Genomic DNA, 3668 nt, shown 5'->3' with positions numbered 1-3668 from the left:
AGGACGCTGCGCCGACGCGGGCGAGGACGGCTCGCGACGTCACCCGAGGGCTGGGGAGAGAGCCCGATGGCTTCAGCCGCTGATCGGAGTAAGACCGCTGGTCAGCGGCCTGTCGCCGTCACGAGATCAAAGATGCAAGAGGTGTGACCTGTCGCGGGGTCTCGAGCGGGGTCTGGTGGGTGCACCACGGCGCTTCGGGGTGGGGTGGGTGATCCACGCTCGCCGAAGGCTCGACGGCTGCGCCGGCCCGTGGTGGCCGGCTCGTTCCTCACCGACCACCACGGCACGAAGAGCTGAGGTCAGGTAGCCGCTAGGACAGCGACGGCGTGGCTACCGGCCGACCACCCTGACCATGGGCACCCTGCCGTGGTGACCCCTGGTCAGAACACCCCCCTGACCACCCCTGTGACCGCCCCTGTGACCACGGGGTCGACGCCGATGCTGCTCACGCTGCGGCAGGCCGTCGAGGCCACTGGGGTGAGCCTGTCGACGATGCGTCGGCGCCTCCGAGCTGGGGAGTTCCCGAACGCGCGGGTCGACTCAGAGACCGGCGCCCACCTCATCGCCGTGCCCGATCTGCTCGCGGCGGGATTCACCTTGACCAAGGCTCCGGGGCCGCGTGACCACCGCGACCACCCTGGTCAGCCGCGCGGTGACCAGGGGTCTGACTACTCCATGACCACCCCGGTGACCACCCCCCTGGACACCCCTGAGGTGGTCGTTGACGTCACCGATGACGAGGTGCAGCGCCTACGGGCTGAGGTCGCTGAGCTGCGCGATCGGGCCGCCCGGGCGGAGGTCGAGGCCGCGCGGGCGCAGGCCGTCGCCGATGAGCGGGGGGCTGCTTTGGCTGACGTGCGTCTGGCGCTGCGGGCTATCACCGCGGCGAGTGAGCAGCGGGAGCAGCACCCACCGGCGGTTGTTGTGCATGAGGTGCCCACCAACGTCGGGATGACTCCGATGCCGCCGACTACGCAGGCACTGCCTACCGATGCGCCGCCGTCTGAGCCGCCCCCGCGGCGGGGACTATTCGGGCGGTGGCGTCAGCGTTAAGGCCGGTCAGGAAGCCTGCGCCTGATCGACCGCGGTCTCGTGCTCGGCCAGCTTCTTCGCGTCGTGGATGAGCCGCCCGACCGTGCCCTTGGAGACTTCCATCGCCTCGGCGATCTCGGCGTAGCTGAGGCCCTGGGCGCGGAGCTCGACGGCGCGGTCACGGCGGGCCTTGGCCCGAGCGAGGAAGTCGGCGCGGGGCTCGGCGACGCGGCGGTAGACCGACCGCTCCGACACACCCCACTTCTCAGCCAGCTCACGGGCCGTCTTCGTCCGCCGGATCGGCATCTGAGCGGTCATGACGTCGCCTCCTCAGCCAAGGCATGCCAGTCGATTTTCGTCCTCCCGAGCCGCTTCGCGACCTGCTGCTCCGGGGTGTTGCGCCGGCCGCGGGCAGCCTGCACTGCGCTGAAGCCTTCGGCGCTGAAGTTGCGCCAGACCCACCGTGCGACGGAGCGGGCGGTGTGGCCAACTTCGCCGGGCGAGAGCGGCACGGCGAACTCGTGGTTGACGGCCAGGGCGAAAGCGTCGACGACCTCTTCCCACTCCTGGCGGTCCTCGTAGCGCAGCCGGGCCCGGTAGGCCCAGAGGCGGACCCGGTTGAACAGGGCGACGTTGCGGCCCAGGCCGGAGGAGTCGGCGGTCTTGCGCGGCAGAGTCCGCGGCATGAGCTCGCCCAGGCCGGCGGCGAGGTCGCGCAGCTCGTAGAGCTCGTCGGTGCCCCACGTCGTCGTCCAGTGCCCGTGGACGGGGTTCTTCGTCAGCAGCCCGGCGTAGCCGACGTCACCGTCCAGGGAGCGGCGCAGGCCTTCCTCGACCTTGGCGGCGAAGCGCATGGGTTCGATGCGGGCGGCGTCGGTGCGGCAGACGGGGGTCTTGAGGATCCAGCCGACGTGGCCGCGTCCGGTGGGGGACTCTGCGATCCAGGACGGCATCGGGTGGGTCATGGGCTTCTGCAGGGCACGGATGAGGGTGTCGTCGTGGTCGACGTCGATGACGAGCATCGACAGCAGTGCCCGGGGGGAATGCTCGAGGTAGCGCCGGGTGAGGGCGTCGGGGCGGCTCTGACGCCAGCAGCCCTGGGTGAGGTCATCGGTCGCCAGCGGTCGCCGGGGGCTCCACTGGTCGGCCCACAGCGAAGCGTCGAGGCGGCTCGTCACACGCGTCACCCTGGCACCAAGATCGTTCGGGTTCAGGTCTGACACGCCGTCTTGAGGTCAGCAAATATTCGGGTCGGACAAATCAACCATTTCAGGTAACCGCCCTTCAGGGCCCCCTCCGCCCGTCGATCCCCCCACCTAGCCCAGACCAGCCACAGACAGGCGACCCGTGCGGACGCTGCGGTGGTGTCGTGCCCTGGCGTGCCCCTGAGGTGACTACTCGTGGACCCAGCCTCGTTGATCGTGGTTTACGTCATCTTCCGCTGACGTCAGCAAGGGCTGTAGCGTCAGGGTGGTGGAGACGCTCACGCACACCACCACCCAGATCGAGGTCCTGGCCCGCTTCGGGCACGCCTTGTCCGACCCCACCCGTGCGCGGGTCCTGGTCGCCCTGCGCACCGGCGGTGCCTACCCCACCGAGTTGGCCGAGCGTCTGGGCGTGACCCGCACCAGCTTGTCCAACCACCTCGCTTGTCTGCGGGGCTGCGGGCTGGTCGTGGCCGTCCCCGAGGGCAAGCGGATGCGCTACGAGCTGGCCGACGGTGGTCTGCGCAAGGCGCTGGAGGACCTGCTGGGCACTGTCCTGGCCGTCGATGCGACCGCCTGCGCTGCGGCTGAGGCCGGGGAGGGCTGCTGCTGATGGACCGCCCGCTGCTCTCGATCACGCCCACGTCGAGCACCCCTGCGCCGGCGACGTCGCCCACGGCGGCGCCCGCCCCATCACCCGCTCTGCCACTGCCACTGCCCCTGGTGCCGGCTTCCCCGCGTCGCGATCAGGACCCGGCAGAGGCGCTGCAGCGCCAGGCGCGGCGGGAGACGCTGACGCGCCGGGTCCGCTTCCTGGTGGGCGCGACGATCACCTACAACGTCCTCGAGGCCGTCGTGGCGCTCACCGCCGGCCACCGTGCGGGCTCCACCGCCCTCATCGGCTTCGGGCTGGACTCGATCATCGAAGTGTCCTCCGCCGCCGCGGTCGCCTGGCAGTTCTCCGCGCGCGACCACGCCCTGCGTGAGGCCCGTGAGCACCGCACGCTGCGGATCATCGCGGTGTCCTTCTTCGCCCTGGCCCTCTACGTCAGCGTGGAGTCCCTGCGCGCTCTGCTCGGCTCCGGTGAGGCCCAACCCTCCCGGGTGGGCATCGGGCTGGCGGCGCTGAGCCTGCTGGTCATGCCGTTCCTGTCCGCGGCCCAGCGCCGGGCCGGACGTGAGCTGGGTTCGGCCACCGCGGTGGCCGACTCCAAGCAGACGCTGCTGTGCACCTACCTCTCCGCGGTGCTGCTGGTGGGGCTCGTGGTCAACGCCTTGGTGGGCTGGTCGTGGGCGGACCCGATCGCGGGGCTGGTCATCGCCGTCATCGCAGTGAAGGAGGGCTGGCAGGCCTGGCACGGGGAAGGGTGCTGCGCTCCCAACGCCGGCGTGCTGGGCACCGACGCGTCGAGCGAGAACGCGGCGGGCAGC

5 protein-coding genes are annotated in these 3668 nt (G+C 70.9%); 3 read left to right on the top strand and 2 right to left on the bottom strand.

Going from position 1 to position 3668, the window contains the following annotated elements:
- The first annotated feature begins 438 nt into the window (after positions 1-438).
- Positions 439-1053 (top strand): helix-turn-helix transcriptional regulator, encoded by a 615-nt coding sequence (locus ACFQ46_RS24280; RefSeq protein WP_380262933.1) that lies wholly within the window; start codon positions 439-441, stop codon positions 1051-1053.
- 6 nt (positions 1054-1059) lie between these two features.
- Here ACFQ46_RS24280 and ACFQ46_RS24275 read toward each other — a convergent pair whose 3' ends face one another.
- Entirely contained in the window at positions 1060-1350 is a 291-nt protein-coding gene (locus tag ACFQ46_RS24275; RefSeq protein ID WP_380262931.1) for a sigma factor-like helix-turn-helix DNA-binding protein, read from the bottom strand.
- A complete protein-coding gene (locus ACFQ46_RS24270) occupies positions 1347-2210 on the bottom strand; it encodes a replication initiation protein (protein WP_380262929.1) in 864 nt (287 codons plus the stop codon). Before ACFQ46_RS24270 ends, ACFQ46_RS24275 begins: the two co-directional genes overlap by 4 nt.
- Before the next feature lie 295 nt (positions 2211-2505).
- Between ACFQ46_RS24270 and ACFQ46_RS24265 the strand changes: the two genes are divergently transcribed.
- Together ACFQ46_RS24265 and ACFQ46_RS24260 are read left to right on the top strand one after the other, a co-directional pair.
- Positions 2506-2850 carry an ArsR/SmtB family transcription factor gene (locus ACFQ46_RS24265; RefSeq protein ID WP_380262927.1) on the top strand — a complete coding sequence of 115 codons (345 nt, stop codon included), beginning with the start codon at positions 2506-2508 and terminating at the stop codon, positions 2848-2850.
- 95 nt (positions 2851-2945) lie between these two features.
- The coding region (locus ACFQ46_RS24260; protein WP_380262935.1) for a cation diffusion facilitator family transporter at positions 2946-3668 on the top strand (723 nt) is incomplete at its 3' end.

Origin of the sequence: Kineococcus sp. GCM10028916, assembly GCF_042674865.1 — a bacterium.
GTDB lineage: Bacteria > Actinomycetota > Actinomycetes > Actinomycetales > Kineococcaceae > Kineococcus.
This window is presented reverse-complemented; position numbering and strand designations above follow the sequence as displayed.